We start from the raw sequence: 6,332 nt of genomic DNA, 5'->3' as shown, positions 1-6,332 counted from the left end.
GTATCAGTAAAAAAATGTGCATTTTAATATGTGTACATAATCGTCACTACTTTCCCTTTACTGTAAGGCAGTCAGACACAATTTTACTTTTAATGACAATGTACAAAAGCTTCATTTCAGAGTTTGACAAAAGGTATATAACTTTAATCGGTGAATCGACAAAATATGAGCATAATTAATTTCCAATTTGTAAAATATGGGATATAATACCTTAGGGGGGGTGATGGTAATACAAGCGGCTGAAGATAATATTGTTTCAGTTAAGGATAGCTCCATTCGTTTTTGTGTTCATAGTACCCATGTTAAGTTAGCAGATCTAGCAAATGGTTCACCGGTGATAAAGCAACATGTTGTTATTTCTCTAAAAAATATGAACAATAATAAATTTATTGTCCATCCTCTGACTTCATTCATTTACTCCAATTGGAAGTATAGTGCTTATAATACTCAAAGGCACCATGCTAATAATGTCGTTTCCTTTCTAAATTATTTACTACATATTGACAAAAAGAATCTAAAACTCGAATCACTTTCAAAATTAACTTATGAACATGCCAGCTCGTTCTTGAATTATTTGAGTCAAAACGAAAAATCCAGATCAACTGTTAGAGGCATGCAACGGACATTGACATTATTTTTTGAGTTTTTGGCAAAAAAAGAGCTTTTAGCAGATATTAGTCATGATGATTTTATTAGAAAACCAAGTCCACATGATCCTCATCAAACCTACACACTTTCACCTTTTAAAGGCGTCGTTCTTCCTAGTCGAAGCACACCGAATCAAGCTCATATGTTACCCGAAGAATATATTATTCCTTTCATAGAAACAGCTGTTAGAGTAGCGAACCCTATAGCCTTGGGTGTTTATTTGCAATGCTTTGGAGGAATTCGTGTCGGAGGTCTTGTCAACATTCGTAGAGAAGATATTACTTCAATAGGGGCTTATGGAGCTCACGGTATGATTATAAGATTACGGAAACAAATGATGAGACAAGATATCACTGATCTTGAAGGAGCTAATTACGTAAAAAAAACAAGAAGACAAGTAATCTTCCCAATAAAAAACTGGTTACAGATATTATATAAAGAACATCTTCATAATTATCAACCACTTGATGAATCAAACGCGCTATTCGTTACCCACGACGGAAAGGCAATGACAGGGAGTTCTTACAGGTATCACTTTTCAAGGGTTAAGAATGAGTTTCTTCGTAGGCTAAGGAAATCAAGTAATCCTGTAGATCGTGTGAATGCTTCTAAACTAGAAGAGTTTAAATGGTCCACTCACATAGGTCGTGGTATTTTTACTAACCTGTTAGCAGAAGAAGCATTGAACGCGTACGATATAGCTTTACCTAGAGGAGATACGAATTTAGCTTCTTCACTTATATACCAAGGTAATACGTTAAGGATGAAAGAAAAGCTTGAGGCACGAATGGAAAATTTATATAAAGATTACATTCCTAATCTTTTGAACAAATAATGGGTGATTATTGATGGAATACTATACAACCAAAGAAGCGAGTACTCTATTGAACTATTCAGCTACCCAAATTCGTCTTTTGATCAAACAAGGCCGATTTCCGGGAGCAATCCAAGTTGATCGTAGAAGATGGCTGATTCCAGTAAAACAAGTTGAACAACTTAATGAACAACTAAACAATATTGATTATAATCATTTCTACTCAACACTTGAAGTAGTAAAAAAGTTAGGCCACACTAAAACGACAATCTTTAAAAAAATCGAGTCAGGGGAATTTAAAGATGCTTTGTTCTCTAGAAATCAGTGGTGGATACCAAAAAATGAAATAGATAACATGGTTAGTTACATAAATGAGATAAATTCTAATTATTTGATTGCTCCTCAAGTCGCTGAAATTTTGGATTGCTGTTTGCACACAGTCCTCAAGATGGTACGTTCTGATACTTTCCCAAATGCTATTTTCTTTCAGAAAGCTTGGAGAATTCCGCGCTCCGATGTTGATGAATACATTAAAAAACGTTTACAAGATAGAAAAAGCTTTCTATCAACCAAAGAAGTTGTGAAGCTGATGAACTTGAGTATACGTTCTGTTAATGCAATGGTGTCCGCTGGTAAAATTATTGGCGCATTTAAAAATGGGAAAAGCTGGTTCCTTCCTGAGGACTCTGTAAAAGAAGTGCTTGCACAAATGCAAGAAAAAGAACAACAATCATTCGATCCGATTAATATATTCAAAAGAGGAATAACTGGAATTCAACGGCCCCAGCATTTAAAAGAAACCATTCGATTATTCGATGAGTTTGTTTTAACCAAACTATCAGCAAGTCGGGCTTCAGAGGAAATACGTCAAGCTGCCGCTAGACAATATGTAGCTACCATAGAAAATTTGATTTCTCAACTACACAAAGAAGTATTTAATCTATCAGATGAAGAGGTAATTAGGATTCTTAAAAGCGATAAATTGAATCATTTAAAGAAATATACTTTCGTTCAGTTTCTTGATTATTGTACTGGTGTAGTTTCATGTAAATTTAAAAACAAATACCGCGAAGTTCGATTTAACAATAAGGAACAAGAAATATACCCACCTGATATTTACTACTCCTACTACACTTTTGTACAAAATTTTAATTTACATATAAATGAGGCAGTAGCTAGTCGTAAATATGCTGTTACTTGGTTATATGTATTGATCCATATGATTGATGCTTGGAGAAAAAATGATATTTTAAAGATGCCTACTGTTCCAATTGAAGCAATTCAAATTGAATCATTTAATGATTTCACAGGATATACTTTTACGAAAGCTTCTGCACAATTATTGTTGAGTCAGATTGCATCAAGGGTTGAGCGAATGTATGTTTCAAAAACCGGTGCACTCGGTCATTTCACCGTTAATGAAGATATGCAGATCCCCACAGCTATAGCACTTACGATATGTGAGTTACACCGAAGAAAAATGAATGATTGTGTTTTATTACGCTTCTGGTCAGTCAATGCCAAGAGGAAAGATCCACACAAAGATATTCATTTCAAACCATTTTTCGAATCGAAACCTGAATTAATAGGTTTTTCGAGCTTAAAAATGAATCGTAGTCTTCTTACATATTTTTTCTATAGCGTAACTGAAGGTAAAGCAGATGCTGATATTTCATATTATCTAGCTCAAAGATTACGGAGTCATCTTGCAGAAGATACAACGGCCATTTATATACAATCTACAAATATGGATGGGCACTTGGATAGGGTTTCTATTAATCTGTTTAACCGCGGTCACTTTGGCTGGCTCTATAATTATATTCTCAAGTTAGCTTTCCCGGATGGGAAAACAAGCCATTTAAGCATGGAACAACAAACGCTAATGATTTCAGAGTTTAGAAAGGAATACACTCCCCTTCAACTAGAAGGCCTCGCTTATTTTTTAAAAAAACAGCAAACAGAGAAGCAATCATTGGCTTTGAAAATAGCTGAATTACCGATCGAAGCGCTTAACGATAAAGTGCATAAGATTTTTCGTGGAGAAATGCCTGCAAAAATAAAAAACGCCCAATGTTTCACGTACCCTCATTGTGCTTGTCCTACTGCAACCTCTTGTTTGCAGTGTGAATATGTCATACCTAGAACCTATTTGATGATATCTATTGTTGAAGAGATTAATAAACGCGTAGAATCTATAAAGCGTTCCACTTTTACAGCGGTTCGCACCCGAGAGTCCATATTAATTTATAAAATGCTTGACCTCTTATTGCAGGCTCAACATGAGTTCGGTAGACAATATGTAAGTCAATTTATTAATTTGAAAGATCTTGAAACAAAACTAATCAGTATTGATCATCTGCTAATAGAGACAGGAGACTTCAAGTAATGAACACAGCTCTAGTTCAAAGGGAAGTTATTACAAAGACAATCAAGAACAGACACATAGAGTCTATCGGTTTCATTTCTTACACAACCGAAAATATAGAAATATTCCACTCCTTGTTCGAAGAACTAATGAATGATGACGTGATGGCAAAAGGAGCATTCAATGATCGTGTTTTCAAGTTTCGAAACAAGGATTCATATGGAACGTTCATCTTTGATTTAGATATGTATGCGGATTTACAAATGGCTCTAAGATGTTGGGTATTATTAAACAAATCAAATTCAATTAGTACCACACAACTTTTAGGTTCATTCAATAAGATTAAATCGGCCGCATTCTTAACGAATGGTTTTAGTTTTGAAGAAGATACATTAGCTGTATTTGAAAAGCAACTCAGGGAATCATCAATACGCGTAAGTAAAAAAATAAGCGAATCAGTTTTACAATTCTTATCCTTTACAAATCATCCCCACTATGACGTATACCATGAAATATGCAATCCATTTATTTATCGAATGGTCACCGTACGAGAGCTTCCCCCTTATCAAGATATTTTAAACTTTGATGATGTAATGAATCGATTTCTTATGGTATGGAATGAAGATGAGCGATTAAAGTTTTTTTCTATCATTTTATGGTGGAGAATTACAAAGATTATCCCTATGCGCCCTAGCGAGTTTTGTTCAATAAAGAGAGATTGTCTGACAATTACTCATGATGGGAAATATTTCATTACTATACCTAGAGAAAAGCGCAAACCGAGAAATAAGTATGAAATTGAAGTTACAGATACCCTACAGATCAATAAGGAAACGTACCAACTTATTACGGACTACATTGAACTAACATCTCCTTTTCCTCCGACACCTTACCTACTCTCCTATAGTGCTTACTGTGAGTTTTTGAAAAATAAACCATTCTCAAAAATAAATACTGATTTACTTGCACTTAACCAGTTCTCTAAACTTCTTAATCAGTTTTATGACGAAATTGTAATTCAGAAATTCAATCGAAACGATTTAGAAAGAATTACTCCAGGTGACACGCGCCACTTTGCATTTTGTAATATGATGCTCCAAGGTTTTAATATGTTAAGTATTGCTCGAATGGGTGGACACCACAGCTTACATAGTCAGATACATTATCATAGTCACTTGGATCACTTTGCTGAATCCTATGTATATACTTTAACCCAAGCACATCGAATGGCACGAATCAACTTATCGAATACTGATATAAATCTCGACTTCAGAGAACTGCTTGCTAAAGGACAATTGTATGCAATAAGTGATTTTGAGGAAGTTCATCAAGTTGAATATGGTTATTGCACAGATCATCCATTAAGATGTAGAGTCGGGGATTGTAGATTTTGTGAGCACTTTTTCATACCCAAAGAAAAATTAAAGGATTCTTATAAATGGCTTAAAGATTGCTCTGACACACTGGCCGCGCGCATCAAAGAACAGATCGAATTAATGAAGCGAATAAGTAAAGATATGGTTTATAATCTTCAAACGTTAGAATATCAACATACTACACAGGAACAATTGGCATCCGCGGCAAATGAACTTAGAAGAATATTTGACCAAAAATCGATGGTTGACTATCTAATGGAGGAAAACAATGATTAAAAAAGAAAAAAAGTCAGGTAGACCTGAAGTCTACTCGGACAAGCAACTTAAGGATATTTTACTTAAATATACTGTTAAAAATCCTGGAAAAAAAATTAATTCTCTTCAATTAGAAAAGGAAACCGGTATTAAAAGACATGTTTGGTCAAGACGTATGAAGCAAGAAATTAACAATCTTAAATGCCCTATAGATACAGAATTCGGAGGAAAAGATGGTACGCTGCCCCTCCCCAATGTGATTGAATTAGTTGAAACGTACTGGAACAATAAAAAGAAGTTAATTCAATCACTATATCACGTTAACGAGTTAATTCAATCGTCATACGAGCAAGCTTTAATGTATCATGGGAAGTGTATTGAATATGAAGAGCTAGAGAAGAAATATAGTCAAAAACTCGTGGAAACTGAACAACTTGAAGAAAGAATACGATATCTTGAGAAGAAATATTTAGAAGTAACAGTGCAGGCAACATATAAATCAATTCAAAAAGAGCAAGGCTTAAAAAATGTAATTGACTTAAAAAATAAAAATACGGATCAGCCGGCATTAAGCACAAATTTCAGAAAATATTATAAAGAGTTATTCGATTAACACTACCAGAATAAAATGATAAAAAATTAATAAACGCGTAGAATCTATAAAGCGTTCCACTTTTATAGCGTTTCGTACCCAAATGAAAAATGGTTACTTTAATGTCCACTATTTATGGGGAGTCGGATAAAAAAGTAACTATTTTTCTGTCGTTATTGATGACAATAGGTAAGGCTCACCCTCGGCATATTCCGTTAGGGTTGCCTTTTCCCTTGTCTCACACCGTACGTGCCACTTTCGCGGCATACGGCGTTCCATCTT

4 protein-coding genes are annotated in these 6,332 nt (G+C 34.6%); all 4 read left to right on the top strand.

The features are described 5' to 3' along the window. Window positions 1-223 precede the first annotated feature (223 nt). The 4 genes from AC0LWT_RS38835 to AC0LWT_RS38820 are packed head-to-tail and all read left to right on the top strand — an operon-like array spanning window position 224 to window position 6,071. Window positions 224-1,483, top strand: coding sequence for a hypothetical protein (locus AC0LWT_RS38835; protein WP_474687322.1), 1,260 nt, complete (start codon window positions 224-226; stop codon window positions 1,481-1,483). Window positions 1,484-1,496: 13 nt separating this feature from the next. Continuing rightward, window positions 1,497-3,848 (top strand): helix-turn-helix domain-containing protein, encoded by a 2,352-nt coding sequence (locus AC0LWT_RS38830; RefSeq protein ID WP_474687320.1) that lies wholly within the window; start codon window positions 1,497-1,499, stop codon window positions 3,846-3,848. Continuing rightward, window positions 3,848-5,479 (top strand): site-specific integrase, encoded by a 1,632-nt coding sequence (locus AC0LWT_RS38825; RefSeq protein ID WP_474687318.1) that lies wholly within the window; start codon window positions 3,848-3,850, stop codon window positions 5,477-5,479. Before AC0LWT_RS38830 ends, AC0LWT_RS38825 begins: the two co-directional genes overlap by 1 nt. Next, window positions 5,472-6,071 (top strand): hypothetical protein, encoded by a 600-nt coding sequence (locus AC0LWT_RS38820; RefSeq protein WP_474687316.1) that lies wholly within the window; start codon window positions 5,472-5,474, stop codon window positions 6,069-6,071. Before AC0LWT_RS38825 ends, AC0LWT_RS38820 begins: the two co-directional genes overlap by 8 nt. Window positions 6,072-6,332: the final 261 nt, after the last annotated feature.

The organism is Paenibacillus sp. sgz302164, from assembly GCF_056120505.1.
This window is presented reverse-complemented; position numbering and strand designations above follow the sequence as displayed.